This window comes from Enterovibrio calviensis DSM 14347, from assembly GCF_000621165.1.
Taxonomy (GTDB): Bacteria; Pseudomonadota; Gammaproteobacteria; order Enterobacterales; family Vibrionaceae; genus Enterovibrio; species Enterovibrio calviensis.
In genome coordinates, this window is record NZ_KK211219.1 from 211,376 (window position 1) to 234,633 (window position 23,258).

The 23,258-nt window shown below is 48.8% G+C and carries 28 protein-coding genes; 17 read left to right on the top strand and 11 right to left on the bottom strand.

What is annotated here, in order from left to right; translation table 11 throughout:
• Positions 1–23: 23 nt before the first annotated feature.
• Positions 24–818, top strand: a complete 795-nt coding sequence (locus Q365_RS0124900) for a DUF1338 domain-containing protein (RefSeq protein WP_028025917.1) — start codon at positions 24–26, stop codon at positions 816–818.
• Positions 819–917: 99 nt separating this feature from the next.
• Here Q365_RS0124900 and Q365_RS0124905 read toward each other — a convergent pair whose 3' ends face one another.
• Positions 918–1,115, bottom strand: coding sequence for a hypothetical protein (locus Q365_RS0124905; RefSeq protein WP_028025918.1), 198 nt, complete (start codon positions 1,113–1,115; stop codon positions 918–920).
• A gap of 179 nt (positions 1,116–1,294) precedes the next feature.
• A complete protein-coding gene (gene crp, locus Q365_RS0124910) occupies positions 1,295–1,927 on the bottom strand; it encodes a cAMP-activated global transcriptional regulator CRP (RefSeq protein ID WP_002535199.1) in 633 nt (210 codons plus the stop codon).
• Between the two features lie 237 nt (positions 1,928–2,164).
• Between crp and Q365_RS0124915 the strand changes: the two genes are divergently transcribed.
• Positions 2,165–2,584, top strand: a complete 420-nt coding sequence (locus Q365_RS0124915; protein WP_028025919.1) for an OsmC family protein — start codon at positions 2,165–2,167, stop codon at positions 2,582–2,584.
• A 171-nt stretch (positions 2,585–2,755) separates the two neighbouring features.
• Here Q365_RS0124915 and Q365_RS0124920 read toward each other — a convergent pair whose 3' ends face one another.
• From Q365_RS0124920 to Q365_RS0124940, 5 genes are all read right to left on the bottom strand, one after another.
• Positions 2,756–3,625: a phosphoribulokinase gene (locus Q365_RS0124920; RefSeq protein WP_028025920.1), complete on the bottom strand. Its 870-nt coding sequence runs from the start codon at positions 3,623–3,625 to the stop codon at positions 2,756–2,758.
• Positions 3,626–3,694: 69 nt separating this feature from the next.
• Positions 3,695–3,913 carry a YheU family protein gene (locus tag Q365_RS0124925; protein ID WP_028025921.1) on the bottom strand — a complete coding sequence of 73 codons (219 nt, stop codon included), beginning with the start codon at positions 3,911–3,913 and terminating at the stop codon, positions 3,695–3,697.
• 8 nt (positions 3,914–3,921) lie between these two features.
• Positions 3,922–4,929, bottom strand: a complete 1,008-nt coding sequence (locus tag Q365_RS0124930; RefSeq protein WP_028025922.1) for a DUF3187 family protein — start codon at positions 4,927–4,929, stop codon at positions 3,922–3,924.
• Positions 4,930–4,959: 30 nt separating this feature from the next.
• The gene (locus Q365_RS0124935; RefSeq protein WP_035025805.1) at positions 4,960–5,928 is read right to left on the bottom strand and encodes a hydrolase; all 969 of its coding nucleotides are present in this window, start codon (positions 5,926–5,928) and stop codon (positions 4,960–4,962) included.
• 11 nt (positions 5,929–5,939) lie between these two features.
• Complete coding sequence (locus Q365_RS0124940) at positions 5,940–7,322, bottom strand: aminotransferase-like domain-containing protein (RefSeq protein WP_028025924.1); 1,383 nt, start codon at positions 7,320–7,322, stop codon at positions 5,940–5,942.
• Positions 7,323–7,445: 123 nt separating this feature from the next.
• On the opposite strand from Q365_RS0124940, the gene Q365_RS0124945 reads away from it, so the two are divergent.
• Entirely contained in the window at positions 7,446–8,048 is a 603-nt protein-coding gene (locus Q365_RS0124945; protein WP_028025925.1) for a LysE family translocator, read from the top strand.
• 41 nt (positions 8,049–8,089) lie between these two features.
• Here the strand turns inward: Q365_RS0124945 and Q365_RS0124950 are convergent, their stop codons facing one another.
• Both Q365_RS0124950 and Q365_RS0124955 read right to left on the bottom strand, forming a co-directional pair.
• Positions 8,090–8,614: a TIGR02444 family protein gene (locus Q365_RS0124950; RefSeq protein WP_081796397.1), complete on the bottom strand. Its 525-nt coding sequence runs from the start codon at positions 8,612–8,614 to the stop codon at positions 8,090–8,092.
• Positions 8,557–10,479 (bottom strand): ABC transporter ATP-binding protein, encoded by a 1,923-nt coding sequence (locus tag Q365_RS0124955; RefSeq protein WP_028025927.1) that lies wholly within the window; start codon positions 10,477–10,479, stop codon positions 8,557–8,559. Before Q365_RS0124955 ends, Q365_RS0124950 begins: the two co-directional genes overlap by 58 nt.
• Before the next feature lie 331 nt (positions 10,480–10,810).
• Between Q365_RS0124955 and kefG the strand changes: the two genes are divergently transcribed.
• The 5 genes from kefG (at position 10,811) to Q365_RS0124980 (ending at position 15,320) form a co-directional block, all read left to right on the top strand.
• Positions 10,811–11,374 (top strand): glutathione-regulated potassium-efflux system ancillary protein KefG, encoded by a 564-nt coding sequence (gene kefG, locus Q365_RS0124960; protein WP_028025928.1) that lies wholly within the window; start codon positions 10,811–10,813, stop codon positions 11,372–11,374.
• A complete protein-coding gene (gene kefB, locus Q365_RS0124965; protein WP_028025929.1) occupies positions 11,374–13,170 on the top strand; it encodes a glutathione-regulated potassium-efflux system protein KefB in 1,797 nt (598 codons plus the stop codon). The genes kefG and kefB overlap by 1 nt, the downstream gene beginning before the upstream one ends.
• Positions 13,171–13,245: 75 nt before the next feature.
• Complete coding sequence (locus Q365_RS0124970; protein WP_028025930.1) at positions 13,246–13,455, top strand: YheV family putative zinc ribbon protein; 210 nt, start codon at positions 13,246–13,248, stop codon at positions 13,453–13,455.
• A 110-nt stretch (positions 13,456–13,565) separates the two neighbouring features.
• Positions 13,566–14,141: a peptidylprolyl isomerase gene (gene slyD / locus Q365_RS0124975; RefSeq protein ID WP_028025931.1), complete on the top strand. Its 576-nt coding sequence runs from the start codon at positions 13,566–13,568 to the stop codon at positions 14,139–14,141.
• Positions 14,142–14,354: 213 nt separating this feature from the next.
• Positions 14,355–15,320, top strand: a complete 966-nt coding sequence (locus Q365_RS0124980) for an isoaspartyl peptidase/L-asparaginase family protein (RefSeq protein ID WP_028025932.1) — start codon at positions 14,355–14,357, stop codon at positions 15,318–15,320.
• 47 nt (positions 15,321–15,367) lie between these two features.
• Here Q365_RS0124980 and Q365_RS0124985 read toward each other — a convergent pair whose 3' ends face one another.
• Together Q365_RS0124985 and Q365_RS0124990 are read right to left on the bottom strand one after the other, a co-directional pair.
• On the bottom strand, positions 15,368–15,592 hold the full coding sequence (locus Q365_RS0124985) for a SlyX family protein (RefSeq protein ID WP_028025933.1): 225 nt from the start codon (positions 15,590–15,592) through the stop codon (positions 15,368–15,370).
• A 4-nt stretch (positions 15,593–15,596) separates the two neighbouring features.
• Positions 15,597–16,583, bottom strand: coding sequence for a WD40 repeat domain-containing protein (locus Q365_RS0124990; RefSeq protein ID WP_028025934.1), 987 nt, complete (start codon positions 16,581–16,583; stop codon positions 15,597–15,599).
• 119 nt (positions 16,584–16,702) lie between these two features.
• Between Q365_RS0124990 and fkpA the strand changes: the two genes are divergently transcribed.
• The 9 genes from fkpA to Q365_RS0125035 form a co-directional block, all read left to right on the top strand.
• Positions 16,703–17,458, top strand: a complete 756-nt coding sequence (gene fkpA / locus Q365_RS0124995; protein ID WP_028025935.1) for an FKBP-type peptidyl-prolyl cis-trans isomerase — start codon at positions 16,703–16,705, stop codon at positions 17,456–17,458.
• Between the two features lie 195 nt (positions 17,459–17,653).
• Complete coding sequence (locus Q365_RS0125000) at positions 17,654–18,376, top strand: helix-turn-helix transcriptional regulator (RefSeq protein WP_028025936.1); 723 nt, start codon at positions 17,654–17,656, stop codon at positions 18,374–18,376.
• Positions 18,373–18,765, top strand: coding sequence for a sulfurtransferase complex subunit TusD (tusD, locus tag Q365_RS0125005; RefSeq protein WP_028025937.1), 393 nt, complete (start codon positions 18,373–18,375; stop codon positions 18,763–18,765). The genes Q365_RS0125000 and tusD overlap by 4 nt, the downstream gene beginning before the upstream one ends.
• Before the next feature lie 10 nt (positions 18,766–18,775).
• Positions 18,776–19,132 (top strand): sulfurtransferase complex subunit TusC, encoded by a 357-nt coding sequence (tusC, locus tag Q365_RS0125010; protein WP_028025938.1) that lies wholly within the window; start codon positions 18,776–18,778, stop codon positions 19,130–19,132.
• A 9-nt stretch (positions 19,133–19,141) separates the two neighbouring features.
• The gene (tusB, locus tag Q365_RS0125015; protein WP_028025939.1) at positions 19,142–19,432 is read left to right on the top strand and encodes a sulfurtransferase complex subunit TusB; all 291 of its coding nucleotides are present in this window, start codon (positions 19,142–19,144) and stop codon (positions 19,430–19,432) included.
• 179 nt (positions 19,433–19,611) lie between these two features.
• Positions 19,612–19,986 carry a 30S ribosomal protein S12 gene (rpsL, locus tag Q365_RS0125020; protein WP_028025940.1) on the top strand — a complete coding sequence of 125 codons (375 nt, stop codon included), beginning with the start codon at positions 19,612–19,614 and terminating at the stop codon, positions 19,984–19,986.
• 97 nt (positions 19,987–20,083) lie between these two features.
• Positions 20,084–20,554 (top strand): 30S ribosomal protein S7, encoded by a 471-nt coding sequence (rpsG, locus tag Q365_RS0125025; RefSeq protein WP_028025941.1) that lies wholly within the window; start codon positions 20,084–20,086, stop codon positions 20,552–20,554.
• A gap of 72 nt (positions 20,555–20,626) precedes the next feature.
• Positions 20,627–22,723 (top strand): elongation factor G, encoded by a 2,097-nt coding sequence (gene fusA / locus Q365_RS0125030; protein ID WP_028025942.1) that lies wholly within the window; start codon positions 20,627–20,629, stop codon positions 22,721–22,723.
• Between the two features lie 100 nt (positions 22,724–22,823).
• A partial coding sequence (locus tag Q365_RS0125035) for a GTP-binding protein (RefSeq protein WP_028025943.1) occupies positions 22,824–23,258 on the top strand: 435 nt, incomplete at its 3' end.

Genomic DNA, 23,258 nt, shown 5'->3' on the forward strand with positions numbered 1-23,258 from the left:
GATACTCAAGGTAGGAGGATGTCATGGAACGCGTACGGGCTTTATTTGATGGACTTTGGAAAGACTACACTCAGCGGTTGTGCCCATCAGCGGCGAAAGTACATGCATTATTGGAAGAAGGAACCCCGCTTCTCAATGACCATATAGCGCTGCGCACGTTTGCGCTTCCTAAGGTAGGACTTGACCGACTGGCTGCGCCATTCATTGCTATCGGCTACGTTCCAAAAGGGGAATACCATTTCAAGGCCAAGAAACTGTTCGCGCGCCATTTTGAGCATCCGAACCCTGATGCCCCTAAGGTTTTTATTAGCGAACTTCTGGTCGGACAGTGCTCGTTTGAGTTGCAGCAGGCTGTGCGCGCCTTGGTTGATCAGGTAGACGATGCAGCACTTAATGACCCCGCGTTTTTGTATGGCGGACGCCTTTGGGATCTTGATACCGCAACTTATGAATTGCTGTCGGGCGAAAGCGAATACGCAGGCTGGTTGTCGGCGCATGGTTTTGGCGCGAACCACTTTACGGTGAGTGTTAACCAATTAAGCACGCTTAATGAGGTGGTTGATGTCAACCAAGTGCTGCGTCAGTCTGGCTTTGCGATTAATGAGTCGGGTGGCGAAGTCAAAGGTGACCCAGAGGTGTGCTTGGAGCAATCTGCGACTATGGCAGATAAGGTTTCAGTGCGCTTTAGTGATGGTGAAAAAGAGGTTTCGGGCGGATTTTATGAATTTGCTAAGCGATACCCTTTGCCTGATGGTTCTTTGTATCAGGGGTTTGTTGAAGCGTCAGCGGATAAGATCTTTGAGAGTACCGATCATTAGGCCTAGTTTGCTGATCGCGTAAGCAATCACGAAGTGTTTATCACATGGCAATGATATCACTCTGTTTAAAAGAGCTCAGCGTCCAAATGAGGCTGGTGTCTAGCAAAGGTCGGTTGGGCTTGTTGGCCATTCTGCATGAGCGGGCGGCGTAGTACGTCGCTCATCATCGCCCAATAGACGTTGAAGATGATAGTGAGACATGCCGGTAAAGCCGGTTAGCTCTGTGCTTGCTTGTCCCCAAGGCCCAATAGCTGATGGGGTCGGGGTGCTTCCAAACGCGTGACGTTCCATGTCCATATTGAGGCTCCAGTTCTGTCATGATATGCACGTTAATTCGTACATGTCTTGCACTGAAACTTAGCACCAAATTGGAATCTCTGTGATGAAATTCATGTGACAATTATCACGTGGAAACAAAAAACACGCGGAAACAAAAAAGCCACCTTACGGTGGCTTTCACTTCAAAGCATAAATGCTTAGCGAGTGCCGTATACCACGATAGTTTTACCGTGTGCAGAAATCAGATTCTGCTCTTCAAGCATCTTCAGAATACGACCAACGGTTTCACGTGAACAACCCACGATTTGACCGATTTCCTGACGGGTGATCTTGATTTGCATACCGTCTGGGTGAGTCATTGCATCTGGTTGTTTCGCCAAGTTCAGCAATGTTTGCGCGATACGACCTGTCACATCTAGGAATGCCAAGTCGCCAACTTTCTGGCTGGTCACTTGTAGGCGACGAGCCATTTGAGAAGAAAGGCGCATTAGAATGTCTGGATTCACTTGAATCAGCTGACGGAACTTCTTGAAAGAGATTTCAGCGACTTCGCATGGAGATTTAGCGCGAACCCAAGCTGTACGCTCCTGATCTTCCTCGAATAGGCCCAGTTCGCCAATGAAGTCGCCCTGGTTGAGGTAAGAAAGGATCATCTCTTTGCCTTCTTCATCCTTGATCAGTACAGCCACAGAACCTTTCACGATGTAGTACAGCGTTTCTGCTTTCTCACCAGCATGGATCAGTGTACTTTTTGAAGGGTACTTATGAATGTGGCAGTGTGAAAGGAACCACTCTAGTGTTGGGTCTGTTTGAGGTTTTCCTGGAACCATAATCTCTCATTTCCTCTGCAGTTGTTGCCTGATGAGTCTTCCTTAGCCCACCGTCCTGCGGCACAAGTCCGTCGGATAGCATAAAGTGTCAACCGTCAGGCTACAAGCTCTCTGTTTGAGTCATTGAGTTTATCCTTTTTCCAGCACGATTTCTTGATTTTGATATGGACTTAGTGCCCTATTAAAGGCTAAAAACGTGGACAAGATCACGACACTGAAAGTAAATGGAGGAAAGAGATGCGAGCAAGCGTCAAGTGGTGCGGAAATAAGACTTTTCTAGGCCAGTCAAATTCAGGCCATAGCATTGTGATGGATGGAGATGGGGGTGAAAAAGCACCAAGCCCTATGGAAATGGTGTTGATGGGCGCGGGCGGATGCAGCTCAGTTGACGTCGTCGCGGCCTTAGAATCAGCCGAACAATCCATCTTTCATTGTGAAGTCGAGTTAACCGCAGAGCGAAGAGAGCAAGCACCACGCCTGTTTACTGGCATACACTTTCACTTTGTGGTGACAGGTACAGCACTGGAAGAAGCGTTGGTGGCAACCGCGGTGAAAGATAGCTTATTGAAATATTGCTCTGTGTGTTTGATGCTAGGCGCGGGCATGGAAATGACGCATTCGTACGAAGTGCGTGATATCCCTAGTTGCAAGGTTTGAGTGCAGCGGAAGGCTGGTAGCGTTCGCATGCGTTTTGATTTAGCAAACGAGAAAATGGAGGGCGTAGCCCTCCATATGTATTTTTTAATGTTGTTTGTGACGATGCAATAGCGAAGTCTGGGGTTGCGATATTGCCAAGACTTTCAGGCAGGCAGAGCGTTATCTTGTTACCTAGCTAATCTTGCCTGTTTCAATCAATTGTTGAATAAGTGGCTGAATAATCAATTCCATCGCAAAGCTCATTTTCCCACCAGGTACCACCAAGGTATCGTGCCTCGACATGAAAGACCCTTGGATCATGGACAGCAAATAAGGGAAGTCCACTTTCTTAATACCGCGGAAGCGAATCACGACAAAGCTCTCATCGAGACTGGGTATGCCTTTGGCGTTTAGCGGGTTGGATGTGTCCACGGTAGGCACACGTTGAAAGTTAATGTGTGTTCGGCTGAACTGTGGCGTGATGTAGTTAAGATAGTCGTCCATGGAACGCACGATAGAATCCATCACAGCCTCGCGTGAATGACCACGGTCGCGAGTGTCTCGAACAAATTTCTGAATCCACTCTAGATTCACGATAGGCACCATGCCAATCAAAAGGTCGACGTGTTTTGCAACGTTGATGTCACCATCCACAATGCCACCATGAAGTCCTTCATAGAACATCACGTCATTGTTTTCAGGTAAATCTTGCCATGCGGTGAAGGTGCCAGGCATTTGGTTATAGGGAACCGCTTCATCAAAGGTGTGCAAGTAGCGGCGAAACTGCCCTGTGCCTTGCTTACCGTATTCATTGAAAAAGGATTCAAGCCTTGGAAAGTCATTGGCCTGCGGGCCAAAGTAACTAATGTGGCGGCCTTGGTCTCTGGCTTTACGGATCTCTACGTCCATTTCTGGACGGGTAAAACGGTGAAAACTGTCGCCTTCAACCCACGCGGCACGAATGTCCATCATGTTGAAGATCTTTCGAAATGCATCAGATGTGGTGGTGGTTCCTGCGCCGGATGAACCGGTGACTGCAATAATAGGATGTTTTGCAGACATGACAAACCCTGTCAATTTTAAAAAGATGTCAAACAATTAACAGGGTGTTGCGGTTGGGTCAAGTAGACGTTAGGCGGTGAGTGATCGCGCAGGTTTGATATCGACCGTTTCGTGTAACTCGGAGTACACCACCATGGCTTCTTTGTTTTTGAGCAAAAGGTAGACCTGCTCTACTTTCTCTTCGAAGCTTGCCTCTTGCTCTCCGTAGTCTGTGCCTTCACGTAGCACAAAGTGTTCAACCAAATTTCGAAGCGTTTCTTCTGGGATTTCTTGCCAAGGGATGATCATCGCGATACCTACAACATGAGACGGTGGCGGAAGGTGGCAGTAAACACGATATCGGTACTGTTATCGTGATTAAACATATTTTCTAAGGCCACCAATTCTAGCGCACTGGTATCAAAAAGGTAGCGATAACCCAGTGCAAACTCATGAACCGGCGCATTCAATTCCCCCAAACCGTCGGTGTCGGTTTTTGCCTGAGAGAGCAGGTACTCACCAATGAATTCGTGATTTTTTCGCCATTGGTATTGATAGCTGATGCCACCATTCATGCTTGTCGATTTTACGGGCACAAAATGTTGGGGCTTGTCGGGGCGATGCACGATGGCGAAAGAAGCGGTAACGCGATGCTTATTTCGCTGATAGCCGTAATTGATTTGCATCGATTGCTCAAAAGATGTGTTGGCAAACGTGCCATGACTTACTCGATTAAAAAACAACGTCGCTCCCACACTGACTGCATGGTGTGCGGAACGATAGACGGTTTGCTCTCCGTAGAGATTGATTGCGCTAAGCAAAGGGTCGCCAACAAAGTATTCCTGCGGAGCAGAATTATCATTGGGAAAGTCGATGAAAAATCGGTCTTCATCGACTTCCGTTCGCCCGTTTTGGTCAATGCCAAATATGCTGTGAAATTTCTCTGTCAGGCCGTCTAAACGATTATTAGCTGCATAGCGATATTGATACCAGACACCCACTTTGGTGGTGTCACTGGGGGCGTGCAAGAAGCCCAACATGAATTGATTGTGGTAGTAATCGAATTGGTACTCTGGCGTGTTGGCCCAAACACTGGCAATGGTGGCCGATGCGAACACGTCGGTTTCACCACTTTTCAACAGTGTCGGGTCGTGGAGGAAGGGCGTCAACCCGGTGATTTGGAGAGGCGCTTGGCTTTGCACGATAAACGGGCCAAGTCGCATCGCATGAGTTTCCGTTGTCTCTTCTTTTGATTCGTCAGCAAACGCTGGCTGCAAAAAAAAGGGCAGCGCGAGCATTGAGTAAGCAGTGCGAGATAATGTCATTGTCCACCTCTCTCGCCCTGCTTGGTCGAATTATTCTATGTGCAGGGCTAACCAGCGTGGCACTTCTTTCTCAAGCCAAAACTCTGGCTGTTTGAGCGTGCCTGACACAAACCCGACATGACCACCGAACTCGGTTAAGTGATAGTCGATGTTATCCGGCAATGGTTCTGTTGGTATAACTGCCTGTGTCATAAATGGGTCATCTTTAGCATGGATCACTTTTAGCGGTGTCGCAATGTCTTGGAGCACCGACAATCCGCTACATCGCTGGTAGTAATCTTCTGCACTATCAAATGCATTGAGTGGTGCTGTCACTGTTTCATCAAATTGATACAGGGTGGAGATCTTCACTTTTTGACCCGATGTCCAGTGACCAATTTGAGGGTGACGCTGAAGCTTGTTGGTGAGTGTTCGGTTCATGGAACGCAGTAAATACGCCTGATAGACCTGTGAAAAGCCTTGTTGAATACGCGATGAGCAGGCACCTAAATCAAGCGGAGGGCTGATCACGCAACCGGCTTGTATGAGTGGGTCGTGATTAAACTCTGCAAGGTACCGAACCAACATATTTCCGCCCAACGACACCCCAGTTGCCAGTCGGGGAACATCGGGAAAGCGCTGTTGAATATATTCCAACACAAAACGCGCATCGCTGGTTTCCCCTGAGTGATAGCTGCGAGCTTGGCGGTTAATCAAACCGCTACAACCCCGAAAGTGCATCATCACGCCCAGCCAGCCTTTCTGTTTGAAGGCGTTAAGTAATCCGTTGGCGTAAGGGCTATAGAAACACCCAGCAAGGCCGTGGAATAACACGACGACTGGCTTTCCTTGTGCTTTCTCTGGTGGTTCAGTCCAGCAAATATCAAGGAAATCACCGTCGGGTGTATCGAGGCGTTGCCATATCGGTTCAAACACGGCTTTTCTTCTGATGAAGCGGGGTAGCAGGGTTTGTACGTGAGGGTTGCTCCCCCATTTCATCGGTTCAAAATTCTCATTCATGGATTGCATGCTCATATCGCAAATTCTGATATCGGCGGGTTGGCAAGCAGTTGTGCTAATTGTTGACTGCCAAATTCCAGTGCTTCTCGGGTGGGGGGCGCACTGACGGCTAACCGAACACAAGGAGGAGCAGAATAGCCCGCGGGAACAAACAGTTCAGACGATTTAATCTCCAGCCCTTGTGTCTTGCATGCCGAGAGAAATTCGCTGAGTGACCACTCGTCTGGCAAACGCAGCCAGCCATGGAAACCGTTAGGATGAAAGCGAAGATTGGCCTCTCCAAGATGGTGTGTTAGTACTTCCCATCGTTGTTCCATTTCTTGGCGTATGGTCTGCAAAATCTGATTAGCGCCGCCGTTTTCCAGCAAGATGGCAGCCATTGCGGTGAGCAGGGGGCTAATCATCCAACTGTGGTTTTGTAGCGCATTCACAAATTGCGGATAGTAGCGCTCTGGCAAATGCAGAAAGCCCAGTCGCAATCCGGGGGCTAATGTCTTCGCGAGGCCACCGATATATATCACGTCATCCGGCGCGAGGTTCACCATAGGTTGCGGGCGTTCAATGGGCAGGAGTCCGTTCACATCATCTTCCACAATCACCAGTTTCTGTGCTTGGCAAACCTCAATCATCGCGTGTCGGCGTGATTCGCTCATGATGGCAGACGTTGGGTTTTGCAACGTGGGCGTGAGGTAGACGAAACGAGGCTGATATTGCTGACAGGCGGCGCTCAGTGACTCTGGCAGCATGCCTTCGTCATCCATATCAACAGGCTTAACGGTGAGCTGCAATTGACGGGCAAGGCTCATTAAACCGGGGTAGGTAAATTTATCCGCCAAAATGGTATCGCCGGCACGACAGAGCGTGAGCATGCAAAGCTGCATGGCATTCTGTGCCCCTGAGCAATACAACAAGCGATTGATGTCGGTGATGACATTGTGTTGCGCCAGCCACTGCGACAGGATTTCACGATGGCGCACAATACCGGATGGCGGCTGATACAACATCAGGTTGTTCAATTCATTGGGGTGATCGGCGAGTTGTTGTAACGCATCGGAAAATAAATCGGCACGGTTGATTGCTGGGGGCACATTGTAGCCAAAGCTGGTGATCCCCGGGCGTTCTGGGCTGGCGAACGTCCATCGCGGTTTGTCGTTTTGACACACATAAGTGCCCGCACCGACCTTCGCTTCGACAATACCGCGTCGCTCTGCCTCAGCATAGGCACGAGTGATGGTTCCCACCGTAACAGACAATGCATCAGCGAGCGCACGATGCGTGGGCAGCTTGCTGCCTGCGGGGAGCTCATTACTTTGTGTTTTAGTGGCAATGGCATCTGCGATTTGGCGATAAATCGGCGTGCCGTCTTTCTCTAATACAATATTCATGATTGTCATGGTGACAATAAACCTTTTGATCCGCTTTTCGATCCCTGTTAGCGTGAATTTTGAACAGTAAGTGCGGTCATTTCAACTTTTGATGTGAATTGTATCGATACAATGTGAGCGGGGAGACAATTCATGATGGAACTATCTTTTTTAGTAACACTGGCACTATTTGCCGCGACGATGACGGGCACGCCTGGTCCCAATAATATGATGCTGACGGCATCTGGGGCGAATTTTGGCTTCAAACGCACGGTACCGCACCTGATTGGTATCTCCCTTGGGGTTGCTTCGTTGATCGGCGTGGTGGCGGCCGGACTTGGCGCGGTGTTTCAAATTTATCCTTGGGTGCAGGAGGGGATGAAACTGATGGCCAGTGCATATTTGCTTTACCTCGCTTGGCGTATTGCCATCGCGGGTGCGCCGTCAAAAAATACGTCGTCTGATCGTCGTCCAATGACGTTATTAGAAGGGGCCTTATTCCAATACGTGAATCCGAAAGCATGGGCAATGGCGGTCAGTGCGGTGGGAACCTTTACGCTGTCTGGTGGGGACTACTGGCTGTCTTCGCTAGTGATTGTCATCACTTTTTTGGTGGTTGGTTTATCTCTGACTTCGATTTGGGCTGGCTTTGGCGTTTGGGTAGGCAAGGTACTGTCGTCGGACAGAAGCTGGGTCATATTCAATCGTGTGATGGGTATGTTGACGGCGTCGTGTTTGTTTTTCATTTGGGCTTAAGGGCATCACGAAGGGGGAAATGAACTGAGGCTAATGTGGTGTTATCTCGAGTCAGCAAGTCCATGCAAGCCTTTGGTCAGCGTTGGATACAAGTACCGTGAAGAGGCATCAAGTTGTGTGCAATACAATTGAAGCGCAGAAGGGCCACTGTCTCGCCAAGGCTGCTGATTGATGCATGCTAACAGCGCCTGTTGCTGGAACTTTTCTAGCGTGAGTTCGTAATTCAGCATCTTTTGATAGGCACCGCGAGAGAGCTGGGGTTTTAAATCACGTCGCATGACGCGATAGCGGTTGAGCAGGGTTTCCGATGGGATCAGAGATTGGCGTAAGGCTGTCAATGATGTGCCTGTCAGTGAGAACCCCGCATCTTCTAACCATGCCAATAGCAACGCCAGATTGACGTTGCCTTTGTAGTGGTCTTGCAGCTTCAAACAGGCATGTTTCACTTCCTGCTGACTATAGTGATGCAGGCAAAACTGCCACAGCCCATCGGCCGTGGCATTGTTTTTTAGCGGTTTTGGAACGCGGTTTCCATCGCTTCCAGTTGTTCCTGAAGATCCATCCATTCCAATTCCACCTCTTCCAATGACGATTTTGCATCGGCTTGTTTGCGCAGTAACTCAGTCAGTTTATCTTTGTTAGCAGCTTCATAGATAGAAGGCTCCGACAATGCTGATTCTACGTCTGCGATTGTGGCAGAGAAGGTTTCGAGTTTTGTGTCCAGCGCGTCAATTTTCTTGCGAAGTGGCGCGGTCTCTTTACGAAATTCGGCTTCGAGGCGCTTTTGCTCTTTACGTGAGACTTGGGTGTTAGTCCCAGCGGCTTTGGCGTTGTCCGCTTGCTCTTGTCGACGCTCTGCACGTTGTTGTTCGGTCAACCACTGATGGTAGTCATTCAGGTCGCCATTGAACTGGGACACTTGATGGTCATGAACCAGATACAAATCGTCGGTTGTCGCTCGCAACAAATAACGGTCGTGGCTGACAATAACCATGGCACCTTCAAATGATTGTAGTGCCAATGTCAGCGCTGAGCGCATATCCAAGTCTAAGTGGTTGGTTGGTTCATCAAGTAACAGCAGGTTGGGCTTTTGCCAAACAATGAGTGCCAGTACGAGACGCGCTTTTTCACCACCAGAGAATGGGCCAATGATATCTAGCGCTTTTTCACCCACAAAACCAAAACTACCAAGGTAATCGCGAAGCTGTTGCTCAGTCGATTTGGGCGCGAGGCGCATCATGTGCTGTAACGGCGTCTCATCGGTGCGCAGAGTTTCCAGCTGATGCTGGGCGAAGTAGCCAATTTTCACCCCTTGCGAATACTGAAGCTCGCCAGCTTGTGCCTGCAAATCTCCCGATAGCAATTTGATCAGTGTTGATTTACCTGCGCCGTTGCGACCTAGCAAGCCGATGCGGCTGCCGGGAACCAAGTTAAGGTGGATTTTTTCCAGTATCAGCTTGTTCGGATAGCCTGCCGCCACATCTTTCATCATTAGGATAGGGTTAGGCAGCGCGCTTGGCTCGCGAAACTCAAAACTGAATGGGTTATCGAATTGGGCTGGTAGTACTTTCTCCATGCGCTCAAGTGCTTTGATTCGGCTTTGTGCCTGACGTGCTTTGCTCGCTTTATAGCGGAAGCGGTCGATGTATGACTGCATGTGCGTCATTTGCTTTTGCTGTTTCTGATACATCGATTGTTGCAGCATGAGCTTTTCAGCGCGCATGCTTTCAAATGCGGAGTAGTTACCCGTGTATTCATTGAGTAACTGATTTTCGACATGCACGATGCGACTGACCACAGGGTCAAGGAAATCACGGTCATGGGAAATCAACAGCAAGGTGCCACGGTAATTTTGCAGCCACTTCTCAAGCCACATCACCGCATCGAGGTCTAAGTGGTTGGTTGGTTCATCGAGTAGCAATAGGTCAGAACGACAAAGCAGCGCTTGTGCGAGGTTAAGGCGCATACGCCAACCGCCCGAAAACTGCGTCAGGTTCCATTGCATCTGCTCTTGGCTAAACCCCAGGCCATCAAGCAATTCTGCGGCGCGAGCTCGAATGCTGTAACCGCCAACGGCATCAATCTTGTCGTGGAGTACGGCGACCTTGTGCCCATCGTCGATGGTTTCTGCATGACGAAGAGATGCTTCCAATGCGCGGTATTCGCGATCGCCATCAATGACATATTCAATCGCTTCACGTTCTAACGCAGGGGTTTCTTGTGCCACCCACGCTAACTCCCAGCCGCTTGGGAAGTTGCAGCTGCCGGCATCGAGTGACAATTCGTCTTTCAATAGCGCAAATAAGGTTGATTTACCGCAGCCATTTTTACCCACCAGACCGACTTTGTCGCCGGGGTGAATCGTGGCAGAAGCTTGATTAAGTAACGGTTTTCCGCCGCGAAGAAGCTGAATATCAGAAATTGTGATCATGACTACTGGCGGCCCCAGCCGCATGCTTTGGAGATAAAAATTCTGGCGCAGTTATACCACAGGCCAGTCGTTTACTTAAGATGCGATATGTCGGACGGAGGGTAAATCGAGAGTGTAGGGGGCTTTTGACGGATTTGTCCTAGTCTCAGGTCGTGAAAAGTGGCGGTATTTACCGTATGGTGGAAACAATAATGAGTACCACTCATGATCGGGTGATTTGTGTCATCATAAAAAGACAATAAAAAATATTATGTTATGTCCGAGCTATCTCGAGATGCTTTTTGCTTGTTAGATGCTGATGCTCCACAGTGATAAAGGAATTTGCTGCAAAATGGAAAACAAGACGACGTCACTTTTTCGATCAAAAGTATTGATCATATTTGCCCACCCAGACCCTTATGAGTCAGTGGCAAATAAGCGCATGATTGATACCGCTCGCCAGCACGAGCATGTGACTATTCACGATCTCTACGCCACTTACCCCGATTTCATTATCGATGTTCACTACGAACGTGAACTGCTTCTTGCCCATGATGTGATTGTGTTTCAACACCCTCTTCAAATGTATTCCTGTCCGTCTTTACTGAAAGAGTGGATTGATGTCGTGCTTGGCAAGGGCTTTGCTCATGGCGGTGGTAATGCGCTGGCAGGGAAAACCTGTCGCTTTGTGGTGACGACGGGGGGCGCAGCGGAAGCCTTTAGCCAAACGGGTTATAACAAATACAGCATGGAAGAACTGTTGCAGCCTTTCGAGCTGACGGCGCTCTTGTGCCAAATGCGCTGGGTTGAACCGCTGATTCTGCACTGGGCGCGTCGCATCACTGATGATGACAGAAACGCCCACGCGGAGTTGTATGCGGATTGGTTGTGCCACCCTGTTTCGGAGGTGGTGTAATGGAGCATAACTTTCTTCTCGACGCCCTCATTTTTCTTGCAGCCGCAGTGATTGCGGTACCTCTCGCTCAGCGTCTTGGGATTGGTTCTGTCTTGGGTTATTTGCTTGCCGGTGTGGTGATTGGCCCTTGGGGTTTGGGGCTTATCAGTGACGTTGAGGCCATTCTTCACTTTGCTGAACTCGGTGTTGTGCTGCTGCTGTTCTTGATTGGCCTTGAGCTTAACCCCAAAAAACTAATGCAAATGCGCAAACCCATATTAGGGCTGGGGGGCAGCCAGGTACTGATCAGTGCGGTGGTGATTGGTGTCGTTGTCATGTTGTTTGGCGCGTCCAAGGTCGATGCCCTTGTTGTGGGGATGGGCTTGGCGTTGTCATCAACCGCTATCGCCATGCGAATTATCGAAGAACAACGCTTAATGCGCAGTGAAGCAGGGCAATCTGCCTTTGCGGTATTGCTGTTTCAGGATATCGCAGTGATACCTATGCTGGCAGTGCTACCTGCCTTGGCGGGTGGCGCGGGCGGAAGCTGGTTAGACGTCGGTATCATGTTAGGCGCAGTGATCACGCTCCTGGTGGGCGGTCATTACCTTTTGCGTCCACTGCTTCGCTGGGTCGTGATGAGCCGCGTCAAAGAGATGTTCACAGTTGCCGCATTGCTACTGGTGATCGGTATTGCACTTGGCATGCAAGCGTTAGGGTTATCGATGGCATTAGGCACTTTCCTTGCGGGTGTGCTTTTGGCAGAAAGTGAATATCGCCATGAGTTAGAAATCGCGATTGAACCGTTCAAAGGATTGTTGTTGGGGCTGTTTTTCATCGCCGTAGGCATGGCCGTTGATTTGGGGCTGTTGCTGGAATACCCGCTTGAGATAATCAGTGCTGTGATTGCCTTGATTGGCGTGAAAGTCGCCATCATCTATGCGTTGGTTAGATCCTTTGGCGGGAGTGCCAAATCACGCAGTCAGGTGGCGCTACTTCTCAGTCAAGGTGGCGAGTTTGCGTTTGTATTGTTCACTGCAGCGCGTGGGGAAGGGCTTCTTGACCCTGACTTGAATGCGTTCATGTTAGTGGTCGTGAGCCTGTCTATGATGACGACGCCGATACTGCTAATGCTGCAAACCAAATGGTTTGCTCGCACCATTAATGCAGATGCATCTTTGCCGGAAAATGAGCAGTTTGACCATGATGGTGGTCGCGTGATCATTACCGGATTTGGTCGATTTGGTCAGGTGGTTGGGCGCTTACTGTTTGCCAATAAAATTAAGCTGACGATTTTGGAGCGTGACCCATCTCAAATCGCGCTGTTGCGTCAGTTTGGCTACAAGGTGTATTACGGAGATGCAACGCAATTGGACTTATTGCGAGCCGCTGGCGCTGCCACCGCAGAGGCCATTATTGTGTGTGCCGACTCGCCAGAAGAGGTCATCGAAATTGTCTCGTTGTGTCAGCATCATTTTCCGAACTTAAAGGTGTTGGCACGAGCACGAAGCCGCGTTGAAGCCAATCAACTGCTGGGTCTCAATGTTGAGGGTTTCTCGCGTGAGACTTTTTTAAGTGCATTGGATTTAGGTAAGCAAACATTGATCGCTTTAGGGATGCACCCGTACAAAGCGAAACGGGCGGAAGCCTTTTTCCGCAAGCTAGATGAGATGCGCTTACATGAAATGCAGCCTCACCATAGTGAGGATGTATCGGCAGCGTCTAGAACAAAAGAAGCCCGTTTGGAGCTGGAAGAGTTGTTTGACCTCGAAATGAAAGGGGACACAGAGCGACACCAAAGCTGGAATCGGGAATAATATCAATCGCTCAATACGGCGAGACGAACGCGAGTATTGAGCGGAGTGGTTGATGAAATACGTACAAGGACTGACATGACTAAGAAACGTTTTATCGCTGGCGCCACGTGCCCATCATGTAAAGAAGGTGACACGATGCGCTGGTGGCAAGAGCACCACGTAGAAGTGGTAGAGTGTGTGAAATGTGGTCATACTGACCGCCGTTCACCCGTGGCATCGGAAGATTCTGAGTCCGCACCCAAACAGCAGGATGCGCAAGTGATAGGGATATTTAAACCGCAGTGATAGTCGTAGCGAGAAGATTTATGTATTATCGGCGCCGAAATAAGCAGGTGGCCATAATGCAAACTCGCGATGGCAGCACCCAGACTTAAATAACCGCTTCCGGAGTAAAGATGAAAGTCACTAAAGACGTGGTAGTAAGCATTGCTTACCAAGTGAAAAATGAAGATGGTATCGTGGTTGATGAGTCAACCCAAGCGAACCCATTGCAGTACCTTCAAGGTCACGACAACCTGATCATTGGCCTAGAAAACGCGCTGGAAGGCCGTGAAGTAGGTGAAGTATTTGAAGTGACAGTTGCACCGGAAGATGCATACGGCGAGCACATGGACGAAATGGTTCAACGTGTTCCTGCTGACGTATTCCAAGGCGTTGACGAAATCACTGTAGGTATGCGCTTCCTTGCGGATACTGACCAAGGTCCAATCCCTGTTGAAGTGACTGAAGTTGACGGCGACGAAGTGGTTGTTGACGGTAACCACATGCTGGCTGGCCAAACTCTGACGTTTAACGTTGAAGTGGTAGAGCTTCGCGCAGCAACAGAAGAAGAGATCGAGCACGGTCACATCCACCAAGCTGGCGGTTGTGGCGGTCATCACGACCATGACCACGAAGGTGGTTGCTGTGGTGGCGAAGACAAAGGCGACGACCACGAATGTTGTGGCGGCGGCGGTTGCGGCTCTCACTAATCGTATTCTGCTAGACGCTTTGAGCGTCTGACTGACAAAGCGCTGTTCGAGAAATCGAGCGGCGCTTTTTGTTTTTTGGTTTGGGGTCAGGACTTAGGTCGTGGGAAAAGAAGATCCTAGGAAAAGCTAAGCGCTTTACACTGAACGAAGAACCATTTAACACTTGCAGTAATCAGTAATCAGTAATCAGTAATCGTTAACGAAGGAATCGCCATGTCTCACCCATTATCGATCGCTATTCACGGCGGCGCAGGAACCATTGTTCGTAGTTTGATGACACCGGAGCTTGAAAAGGCCTATCGCCAAGCATTAGCGCAGTCTGTCCTTGCAGGTCATGCCGTGCTTGTTGCTGGTGGCAATGCGGTTGATGCAACGGTGGCCGCCGTCACTGTGATGGAAGACAGTCCCCTTTTTAACGCCGGAAAGGGATCAGTGCTGACTTATGACGAAACCGTAGAAATGGATGCCTGTGTGATGGATGGGCAAGACCTCGGTGCTGGCGCAGTGACCTTGATTCGCCATATTAAAAACCCGATACAACTGGCTCGCGACGTGATGCAAAAAAGCCCACATGCGATGCTGGCGGGTGAAGGTGCAGAGACGTTTGCCTTCAAAGAATGCGCCTATGAATACACCGAGCAGGATTACTTCTTCACAGATCGTCGATACAAAGAACTGCGTGCGATGAAGAAAACGGGTGGTGTTGCACTGTCAGAAGCCCGCTACCCCGATGAAAAGAAACACGGGACGGTTGGTGCGGTGGCGTTGGATCAGTATGGTAACTTGGCGGCGGCGACCAGCACAGGTGGCTTAACCAACAAGCGTTGGGGACGGGTTGGCGACACACCTATTGTCGGCGGTGGGAATTATGCCCGTAACGGTAATGTAGCGGTATCAGCCACAGGTATGGGCGAACTATTGATGCGTTGCACGGTGGCAGGCGATATTGCAGGGCGAATGCAGTATGGGAATGCGAGTATTGAGCAGGCGTGTCGTGATGTTGTTCATGGCGACTTCCTCACCCTAGGTGGTGAAGGCGGCGTGATCGCGATTGATGCCAACGGCAGGGTAAACTTCGAATTGAATTGCGCGGGCATGTATCGTGCGACAGTGGATGCGGATGGCAATGCGCGAGTGGCAATTTTTGCGGATGAGGAACTTCAGGTCCTAGGCGCTTAGGCCCTAGAACCTTAGGCCCTAGAAACTTACGCACTAGAACCTATGTGTTAGTAATGCGGTGGTGGCGTTTCTTCGTTCATGCTTGCAATGTTGGCAGGCTCCATCGCTTTTAGTTTGGTCACGAGAAAAGCGATTTGCGTGTTCATGCGATCAATCGTTTTCTGTTGGCCAGTTAACGCATCATTGAGTTCATCAATGGTGTGTTCTTGAAATGCTTGTTTGATTTCAAGATCTTCAATCTGCTTTTGTAGCTGTTGTTCAAATTCGGTCATGTTTTTAATCTTCCTGCGCTATCCAAGCCTGTGCGATACCCGCGGAGGTGCCAGATATAACGCGTCCAGTTGGATCAATAGCGACATCATACACCACAGCGCTTGGCGGCCGAGTATTTTGTTGTTCTTGCGCTAACCAGCGGCCTAGGTTGTCTCCGGTCGCGGTATTCCAGTATTCAATGCGTCGCCCTGGCGTACCAGTGACTAACTTGGTGCCATCATCTGAAAATCGTGCCGTTGAGAAGTTGGCATGGCGCTGGAACATCTGGAGTTCACTCATTGGCTCGCCAGTGGACAAGTCCCAAATGATGGCAGAATCGTCGCCATCTGCCGAAAAGGCAAATTTACCGCTTCTATGTAATTCCACACGAGTAATACGATGCTCATGGGCAAATTCATTTAAAATTTGACCCGTTTCCGTGCTCCAGAAGTATGCATTGTGATCATTCCCGCCAGACATGGCGTATTTGCCATTGGGCGCAAGAGACACGCTGTTCACTTTATCTTTATGAGCAAGGAACTCTAAGCGTCTTCCTGTGCCTAAGTCTACGAACAAGGCTTTGCCGTTAGACAGCGCGAGCAGGATTTTCTGGCCGTTATTACTGATATCAACATCACGGATAATTCCGTCTGATATCGACCACAAGCCTTCAGCTTGTCCCCATGCAAGATCCCACACCGCAAAGTTTTGGGAAGTGGCAGAAATTGCATAACGATTGTTATCGGAGATCTGACTGGCCGTGACGGTGTTCTTGTTTGGGTCCTGATAACCAAAATCGGCAAGCTGCTTGTTTTGGAGTAAATCCCAAAGAACGATGCCATTTTCAGTGGATGCCATCAGGGCAAAACGCCCGTCCCGGCTGAGACTGAAACTGGTCACGCCATCCGGCTGAAGCGTCCAACGCTGGGCTTCATGGGTGGAGTGAAAGCATCCAGAAAGTGCTAACAGTGTCAGAAATAAGCAAATTGTGCTGGCGAATTGTCGCGTCACCCTTGTGTTCCTTATCTTGGACCCCTATAACGTCGAGTATATTGATCGTTTTGGGCTTTCGCATTGTTCTCGCGTAAGCGAATAAGAGAAATGTGGTGTTTACACCAACGGAGTAACAAATGAAATCAGTTTTTAAAGTGTCATTGCTAGCGGCAACCGTTGCATTGGCAGTCGGTTGTCAAGAAGACGCGAAAGAAGAAACCGCGAAAGTAGAAGCGCCAGTGGCCGCAGAAACCGTTACCTTTGCGACCGAAGACGATAAAGCTGCCTACGCGATTGGCGCATCGTTGGCGCAATACCTGAAAGCGAACCTTGAGCAACAACAAGAAATTGGTTTGTCATTAAGCTCTGACTTGGTTCTACAAGGCGTACAAGACGCGTTCTCAGATAAATCAAAACTGAGCGACGAAGAAGCGCAAGCTGCGTTGCAAGCATTGGATCAACGTGTTGCTGAAATGGCGCAAAAACAAGCACAAGAAAATGCTGCAGTAGCAGTGAAAGCCGGTGAAGAGTTCCGCACTCAATTTGCAAAAACAGAAGGCGTAACAACCACGGATTCTGGCCTAATGTATTTGGTTGAAACCATGGGCGAAGGCGATAAGCCTGCCGCGGAAGATACCGTTGTTGTTCACTACAAAGGCACACTGACTGATGGTACGCAGTTTGATAGCTCGTATGATCGTAACCAACCAGCCACTTTCCCGCTTAATCGTGTGATCCCAGGTTGGACGGAAGGTGTTCAACTAATGCCTGTGGGTTCTAAGTTCAAATTCGTGATCCCGTCAGAATTGGCTTACGGTGCGCAAGACACACCAACAATCCCAGCGAACTCAACGCTGGTATTTGACGTTGAGTTGCTTGAAATCAAAAAGTAATCCGCGTTGCTCGCTCGGCATCGTGTGATGCCGACTGCGATGATCACATTGCGATACTTGAAGCCCCGACTAATGTCGGGGTTTTTATATCTTTTGAACCAAGTCTGTTAGACTTGTCGCTATATTTTAAATGTTGCAGATTTCGTTTATCTTTTGTCCGTTGATGAGCGAAAACTAACAGAAGGAAAACAGGCCGTGGTATCAACAGACAGTTTGGATTCAGATGTGATCGTCGACAGTGACTTTATCGAAAGTAATCCGTTCACACAGCAAGACTTCACTATCCTAAAGTCCTATGAAGCCGTGGTAGACGGTCTGGCAGCATTGATTGGTCAACATTGTGAAATCGTGCTGCACTCCCTCGAAGACTTAAATACGTCAGCCATTAAAATCGCTAACGGTGAAAATACCGGTCGTCAGGTGGGCTCACCCATCACCGACTTGGCATTGCGCATGTTGCGAGATATTGAAGGGTCTGAGCGTAATTTCTCTCGTGCTTATTTCACGCGTGCGAAAGGGAATACCTTGATGAAATCCATCACGGTAGCCATTCGCAATGGCGACAATCGAGTGATTGGATTGTTGTGTATCAACATCAACCTCGACGCGCCATTCTCTCAAGTGCTTCAAGCCTTTATGCCCACAGAAGAAGCCCGTCAGGCGGTATCTGCCGTTAACTTTGCGAGCGACGTAGATGAGCTTGTCGACCAAACGGTAGAGCGCACGATAGAAGAAATCAACGCGGACAAATCGGTCTCTAACAACACCAAAAATCGCCAGATCGTGATGGAGCTTTTTGATAAAGGTATTTTTGATATCAAAGATGCTATCAACCGTGTTGCGGACCGCCTCAATATCTCAAAGCACACCGTGTATCTCTATATTCGTCAGCGCAAAGGTGAGGACGGAGAAAGATGACACTCAACTATGTCATTGTTGTGAGTGCGCCTGTATACGGACGCCAATCGTCGATGACGGCGTATCGTTTTGCCGAAGCGTTAGTGGCACAAGGGCATACATTATCGAAAGTCTTTTTCTATCAAGACGGTGTGTCCAACGCGTCGTCGCTGACAGTGCCAGCCAATGATGAATTTGATTTGGTATCTGCGTGGCAAGCACTGGCGAAAGCGCATGATGTTGAGTTAGAAACCTGTGTCGCAGCAGCGCTTCGTCGAGGACAAATTGGCGAAGATGAAGCTAAGTTACACGGTTTATCTTCCTCGAATATGGCGGCGGGCTTTTCTCAAGCCGGACTCGGTGCGCTATCTGAAGCGCTGCTTACCGCCGATCGTGTTGTGCAATTTTAAGAGAATAGACATGAAGAAATTAGGATTTGTCTTTTCTTCCGCACCGCATGGTTCTGCCAGTGGGCGTGAAGGACTGGATGCCGTACTCGCGACATCAAACTATAGCGAAAACCTCGCGCTATTCTTCGTGGGTGACGGGGTGATGCAGTTGTTAGCGAATCAGCGGCCTAATGAAATAGGCTGCCGTGACTACATCTCTACATTCAAAATGCTGTCTCTATGTGATGTGGAAGAAATCTATGTGTGTGACTCTTCATTGAAAGAGCGGGGATTGAGTCATTCATCCTTGGTGATTGATGCCGATATCGTGTCATCGGCAACGATATCAGAGCAACTTTCTGCGTGTACAAAAGTACTTCAGTTTTAAGGACAGATGATGCTTCATACCGTTAGCACTTCCCCTTTTTCATCGTCATCATTGAGCAATTGTCTGCGATATTCTGACCCAAACAGCGAGATCTTACTGATCGAAGACGCTGTAATCGCCGCAATTGACAGCGGACAGTGGCAACAAGCGCTGACATCGTGTGGACGCCGAATTTATGTGCTTCATGAAGATGTTGTTGCTCGAGGCATAAATGATGAAATTATAAAATCATTTAAGGTTATTGATATTAAAGGTTTTATTTCTTTAACCGAACGGCATGTCACGCAAATGAAATGGTGAATTCCGCCTCTTTCGACTAGCGTAAAAGTTCAGGATTGCAGCGTTTACAATTTGCGCGATGCAAAGATCGTTGTATAAATCTTGACACCTAAATAGACGACGCCTAAAATTTCGCGTCCCTACTTTTGTGGGGCATAGATTTTTCACACTTATACGTAAGTAATATCAGGAGCTATTTAATGGCAACTATCAACCAGCTGGTACGTAAGCCACGCGTTAAGCAAGTTGCAAAAAGCAACGTGCCTGCGTTGGAAGCGTGTCCGCAAAAACGTGGTGTTTGTACTCGTGTTTACACTACCACGCCTAAAAAACCTAACTCGGCTCTACGTAAAGTTTGCCGTGTTCGCCTGACTAACGGTTATGAAGTAACTTCATACATCGGCGGTGAAGGCCACAACCTGCAAGAGCACAGTGTTGTTCTTATCCGCGGTGGTCGTGTAAAAGACCTTCCAGGTGTGCGTTACCACACCGTTCGTGGTGCACTTGACTGTGCAGGCGTTAACGACCGTAAACAAGGTCGTTCTAAGTACGGTGTGAAACGTCCGAAGTCTTAATGGAATCCGTTAAGTAAGGCCAAACACTAATTAATTTGTAATTTTGAAAAAACTGAAAAGTTTTGGATAAAACCTGAAGAAGACAACGGAGAATTCCATGCCACGTCGTCGCGTAATTGGTCAGCGTAAAATCCTTCCGGATCCTAAGTTCGGATCAGAACTGCTGGCAAAATTTGTAAACATCGTAATGGTTGACGGTAAAAAGTCGACTGCAGAAAAAATCGTTTATGGTGCACTAGACATCATGGCAGAGCGTTCTGGTAAAGAGCATCTGTCTGTGTTCGAAACAGCTCTTGAAAACGTACGCCCTGCGGTAGAGGTTAAATCTCGCCGTGTTGGTGGTTCAACTTACCAAGTACCAGTAGAAGTTCGTCCGGTTCGCCGTAACGCACTTGCTATGCGTTGGTTGGTTGAAGCAGCGCGTAAGCGTGGTGAAAAATCTATGGCTCAGCGTCTAGCTAATGAAATGCTAGATGCATCTGAGAACAAAGGTACTGCGGTTAAGAAACGTGAAGACGTTCACCGTATGGCTGACGCTAACAAAGCGTTTGCTCATTACCGCTGGTAATACCTTTTTAGGCGCGGCATCTGCCGCGCCTAAACCACATTCTAAGGTTGACCTTAGTAAGAGGATACTACTGTGGCTCGTAAGACCCCGATTGAGCGCTACCGTAACATCGGTATTTGTGCTCACGTAGACGCAGGTAAAACTACAACAACAGAGCGTATCCTGTTTTATACCGGTCTATCTCATAAAATTGGTGAAGTGCACGATGGTGCCGCAACCATGGACTGGATGGAGCAGGAGCAGGAACGTGGTATTACTATCACATCCGCTGCGACTACCACCTTCTGGCATGGTATGGATGCACAATTCGCTGAGCATCGCATCAATATCATCGATACCCCTGGACACGTAGACTTCACGATTGAAGTTGAACGTTCACTGCGCGTATTGGATGGTGCAGTCGTTGTATTCTGTGGCTCTTCTGGTGTAGAACCTCAGTCTGAGACTGTTTGGCGTCAAGCCGACAAATATCAAGTTCCTCGTATGGTTTTCGTCAATAAGATGGATCGTACAGGCGCAGATTTTTTACGCGTAGTTAATCAAATTAAAGATCGACTAGGCGCTAATCCTGTTCCAATTCATTTGAATATTGGTTCAGAAGATGAGTTTCGTGGTGTTATCGACCTGATTAAAATGAAGGCGATTAACTGGAACGAAGCTGATCAAGGGATGACCTTCAGTTATGAAGAAATCCCAGCCGACATGCAAGAGCTGGCTGAAGAGTGGCATCAAAATCTAATTGAAGCTGCTGCTGAAGCAAACGAAGAGCTGATGGACAAATACCTCGAAGACGGGGAATTGACAGAAGCCGAAATTAAGCAAGCTTTGCGTGAACGCACACTAAATAACGAAATCGTACTGGCAACTTGTGGTTCTGCATTTAAGAACAAAGGTGTTCAGGCGGTGCTAGATGCTGTTGTTGAATACCTTCCATCACCGGTTGACGTGAAAGCGATCAATGGTGAAGACGAAGATGGCAATGTGATCGACCGTCATGCTGACGATAACGAACCATTCGCAGCACTAGCATTCAAAATCGCCACTGACCCATTTGTTGGTACGTTAACCTTCCTGCGTGTTTACTCAGGTGTGGTGAATACTGGCGACACAGTTTATAACTCTGTGAAGCAAAAGCGTGAGCGCTTTGGCCGTATCGTTCAGATGCACTCGAATAAACGCGAAGAGATCAAAGAGATCCGCGCGGGTGACATCGCGGCGGCAATTGGTCTGAAAGACGTGACGACGGGTGACACCCTTTGTGCACTAGAATCTAAAGTGATTCTTGAGCGCATGGAGTTTCCTGAGCCGGTAATTCAGATTGCTGTAGAGCCTCGCTCACAAGCTGATCAAGAAAAAATGGGTATCGCGCTGGGTAAACTGGCGGCAGAAGATCCATCGTTCCGCGTTGAAACTGACATTGAATCAGGGCAAACCCTGATCTCAGGTATGGGCGAACTGCACCTCGACATCATTGTCGATCGCATGCGCCGTGAGTTCAGCGTTGAATGTAACGTAGGTAAGCCTCAGGTGGCATACCGCGAAACCATCCGTGGAAATGCTGAAGTCGAAGGCAAGTTCGTTAAGCAGTCTGGTGGTCGCGGTCAGTATGGTCATGTATGGATCAAACTGGAGCCATCTGAACTCGGCGAAGGCTTTGTCTTCGTTGATGAAATCGTTGGTGGTTCAGTACCAAAAGAGTACATCAGTTCAGTGGCTAAGGGCATTGAAGAACAGATGAGTAGTGGTGTCCTTGCCGGTTACCCAGTACTCGACGTGAAAGCCACGTTGTTCGATGGCTCTTATCATGATGTTGACTCCAACGAAATGGCGTTTAAAATCGCTGCATCTATGGCATTCAAGAAAGGTGCGCTTGAAGCACAACCTGTCATTCTTGAGCCAATGATGAAAGTGGAAATCACCACTCCAGAAGACTGGATGGGTGATGTAGTGGGTGACTTGAACCGCCGCCGTGGTTTGATTTCTGGTATGGACGAAGGTCCTGCTGGTTTGAGAATCATTCGTGCACAAGTACCGCTGGCTGAGATGTTTGGTTACGCAACTGACTTGCGTTCAGCGACTCAGGGCCGCGCATCTTACTCTATGGAATTCAGCGAATACGCTGACGTTCCAAAGAATGTTGCTGACTCAATCATCGCACAGCGTAGTTGATTAGTAGCTTTGATGTTGGCATTGTTCGCCAGCATTGATAAAAACTTCTGATCGCACTTACGACGGTAGGTGCGGCTCATAACTAGGAAGGAACACGATCGTGTCTAAAGAAAAATTTGAACGTACGAAACCGCACGTTAACGTTGGTACTATCGGCCACGTTGACCACGGTAAAACCACTCTAACTGCAGCAATCTGTACTGTACTTTCTAAAGTATACGGCGGTTCTGCACGTGACTTCGCATCTATCGATAACGCTCCAGAAGAGCGCGAGCGCGGTATCACTATCTCTACTTCACACGTAGAATACGATACTCCTACACGTCACTACGCACACGTAGACTGCCCAGGACACGCCGATTATGTTAAAAACATGATCACCGGTGCTGCGCAAATGGACGGTGGTATCCTAGTTGTTGCTGCAACTGATGGTCCAATGCCACAGACTCGTGAGCACATCCTTCTAGGTCGCCAGGTTGGTATTCCTTACATCCTTGTTTTCATGAACAAGTGTGACATGGTTGACGACGAAGAG

What these genes read in the sequence shown, in the direction of transcription:
- Q365_RS0124900 (WP_028025917.1), top strand. Translation starts at nt 24, where the DNA reads ATGGAACGCGTACGGGCTTTATTTGATGGACTTTGGAAAGACTACACT.
- Q365_RS0124905 (WP_028025918.1), bottom strand. Translation starts at nt 1,115, where the DNA reads ATGGACATGGAACGTCACGCGTTTGGAAGCACCCCGACCCCATCAGCT.
- crp (WP_002535199.1), bottom strand. Translation starts at nt 1,927, where the DNA reads ATGGTTCCAGGAAAACCTCAAACAGACCCAACACTAGAGTGGTTCCTT.
- Q365_RS0124915 (WP_028025919.1), top strand. Translation starts at nt 2,165, where the DNA reads ATGCGAGCAAGCGTCAAGTGGTGCGGAAATAAGACTTTTCTAGGCCAG.
- Q365_RS0124920 (WP_028025920.1), bottom strand. Translation starts at nt 3,625, where the DNA reads ATGTCTGCAAAACATCCTATTATTGCAGTCACCGGTTCATCCGGCGCA.
- Q365_RS0124925 (WP_028025921.1), bottom strand. Translation starts at nt 3,913, where the DNA reads ATGATCATCCCTTGGCAAGAAATCCCAGAAGAAACGCTTCGAAATTTG.
- Q365_RS0124930 (WP_028025922.1), bottom strand. Translation starts at nt 4,929, where the DNA reads ATGACATTATCTCGCACTGCTTACTCAATGCTCGCGCTGCCCTTTTTT.
- Q365_RS0124935 (WP_035025805.1), bottom strand. Translation starts at nt 5,928, where the DNA reads ATGAATGAGAATTTTGAACCGATGAAATGGGGGAGCAACCCTCACGTA.
- Q365_RS0124940 (WP_028025924.1), bottom strand. Translation starts at nt 7,322, where the DNA reads ATGACAATCATGAATATTGTATTAGAGAAAGACGGCACGCCGATTTAT.
- Q365_RS0124945 (WP_028025925.1), top strand. Translation starts at nt 7,446, where the DNA reads ATGATGGAACTATCTTTTTTAGTAACACTGGCACTATTTGCCGCGACG.
- Q365_RS0124950 (WP_081796397.1), bottom strand. Translation starts at nt 8,614, where the DNA reads ATGGATGGATCTTCAGGAACAACTGGAAGCGATGGAAACCGCGTTCCA.
- Q365_RS0124955 (WP_028025927.1), bottom strand. Translation starts at nt 10,479, where the DNA reads ATGATCACAATTTCTGATATTCAGCTTCTTCGCGGCGGAAAACCGTTA.
- kefG (WP_028025928.1), top strand. Translation starts at nt 10,811, where the DNA reads ATGGAAAACAAGACGACGTCACTTTTTCGATCAAAAGTATTGATCATA.
- kefB (WP_028025929.1), top strand. Translation starts at nt 11,374, where the DNA reads ATGGAGCATAACTTTCTTCTCGACGCCCTCATTTTTCTTGCAGCCGCA.
- Q365_RS0124970 (WP_028025930.1), top strand. Translation starts at nt 13,246, where the DNA reads ATGACTAAGAAACGTTTTATCGCTGGCGCCACGTGCCCATCATGTAAA.
- slyD (WP_028025931.1), top strand. Translation starts at nt 13,566, where the DNA reads ATGAAAGTCACTAAAGACGTGGTAGTAAGCATTGCTTACCAAGTGAAA.
- Q365_RS0124980 (WP_028025932.1), top strand. Translation starts at nt 14,355, where the DNA reads ATGTCTCACCCATTATCGATCGCTATTCACGGCGGCGCAGGAACCATT.
- Q365_RS0124985 (WP_028025933.1), bottom strand. Translation starts at nt 15,592, where the DNA reads ATGACCGAATTTGAACAACAGCTACAAAAGCAGATTGAAGATCTTGAA.
- fkpA (WP_028025935.1), top strand. Translation starts at nt 16,703, where the DNA reads ATGAAATCAGTTTTTAAAGTGTCATTGCTAGCGGCAACCGTTGCATTG.
- tusD (WP_028025937.1), top strand. Translation starts at nt 18,373, where the DNA reads ATGACACTCAACTATGTCATTGTTGTGAGTGCGCCTGTATACGGACGC.
- tusC (WP_028025938.1), top strand. Translation starts at nt 18,776, where the DNA reads ATGAAGAAATTAGGATTTGTCTTTTCTTCCGCACCGCATGGTTCTGCC.
- tusB (WP_028025939.1), top strand. Translation starts at nt 19,142, where the DNA reads ATGCTTCATACCGTTAGCACTTCCCCTTTTTCATCGTCATCATTGAGC.
- rpsL (WP_028025940.1), top strand. Translation starts at nt 19,612, where the DNA reads ATGGCAACTATCAACCAGCTGGTACGTAAGCCACGCGTTAAGCAAGTT.
- rpsG (WP_028025941.1), top strand. Translation starts at nt 20,084, where the DNA reads ATGCCACGTCGTCGCGTAATTGGTCAGCGTAAAATCCTTCCGGATCCT.